The sequence below is a fragment of the Streptomyces sp. NPDC050422 genome, from assembly GCF_044458665.1.
GTDB lineage: Bacteria > Actinomycetota > Actinomycetes > Streptomycetales > Streptomycetaceae > Streptomyces.
In genome coordinates this window covers 1-1326 of sequence record NZ_JBITIE010000067.1, presented here as the reverse complement: position 1 = coordinate 1326, position 1326 = coordinate 1, and the positions used below count along the sequence as shown (strand labels likewise).

Annotated in this window: 2 protein-coding genes; both read right to left on the bottom strand. The window is 66.6% G+C overall.

Annotation, left to right across the window (positions count from 1 at the left end):
* Positions 1–34: 34 nt before the first annotated feature.
* Entirely contained in the window at positions 35–925 is an 891-nt protein-coding gene (locus ACIBJG_RS38810) for an IS3 family transposase (protein WP_399315071.1), read from the bottom strand.
* A 23-nt stretch (positions 926–948) separates the two neighbouring features.
* Complete coding sequence (locus ACIBJG_RS38805) at positions 949–1254, bottom strand: transposase (protein WP_399315070.1); 306 nt, start codon at positions 1252–1254, stop codon at positions 949–951.
* Positions 1255–1326 lie beyond the last annotated feature (72 nt).

Below are 1326 nucleotides of genomic sequence, written 5' to 3'. Positions count from 1 at the left end.
CTGAAGTTCCCCCCGCGAGCTGGACAGCGGGTGTTTACGCTGCCGGGGCGAGGTCCTGTCTGAGCAAGGCTCTCGTTTCGAGCGGGGTGACGTACCCGTAGTCGGGGTGCCGACGGAGCCGGCTGCGGTTGTACTCGACCTCGACGTAGCGAAAGATGTCGGCCCGGGCAGCCTCGCGGGTCTCCCACATGGTCGTCCCGATCTCCGCTTTCAGGATGGCGAACCAGCTTTCCGCGGCGGCGTTATCGTAACAAGATCCGACGCGTCCCATCGATTGCCGCATGTGCAACTTGCGTATTTCGGTGCGGAATTCGTCACTCGTGTACTCGCTGCCGCGATCCGTATGCATGACGCAACCGTGTTCCAGGCCGCCACGCCCGGCCGCCATCCGCAGGGCAGCGACCGGCAGCTCGGCGCGGTGGTGATCGGCCATCGCCCAGCCGACCACCTCCCGCGTCGCAAGATCGATACAGGTCGCCAGATACAACTTCCCTTCCAGCGTGACGAGTTCGGTCATGTCGCCGACGAGCCGCATTCCGGGTCTGGGTGCGGTGAAGTCCCGGCCGATCAGGTCGAGGGCGAATACCGCCCGCTTCGCCTGCCGGGTCAGGCCCCCACGCCGTCGGCGGGTGATCCCGACGATCCGGTGCTTGCGCATCAGCCGCTCGACTTTCTTGGAGTTCACCGCCCGCCCGGCCCGCCGCAGGGCGGCGTGGATCCGCGGGGCCCCGTAGGCGCCGCGCGATCCGGCGTGGAGTACCCGGATCTCGCCCACGAGCACCTCCTCGGCCCGCTCCCGCACCGTCCGGGCCGGCCGTGACGCCCTGTGTGCGTAGTAGGTGGAGCGGGGCACTCCCAGCGCACGGCACAGGAACGAAACGCTGTGACCTGTGGGATTATCCTCCGATGCCTTCTCCGCATCGATGAAGTGACACCGGGCCGCGGTGTCTACCTCATCTTGTCCTGAGCGAAGAAGGCGGTCGCTTTTCCCAGAACTTCGATCGTGGCCTCCTGCTCGCGGACCTTCCGCCGCAGCCGGACCAACTCCTCACGCTCCGCAGTGGACAAAGCCCCGGCGGGCCCCTCGCCGCGGTCGACCTTCGCCTGCTTCACCCACCCGCGCAGTCCTTCCGGACTCACGCCCAGATCCCTCGCGACCTCGGTGACCGTCTTCTCCGAGGACAACGCCAAGACGACCGCGTCCCGCTTGAACTCGGCCGTGTACCGCTTACTCATGTTGCTCTTCTTGCTCACTACCTGTGACTGCTTCCTCCGGGACCATCCGTCCCAGTATCAAGCTGTCCGGCCCGCAGGGGGAACCTCAGA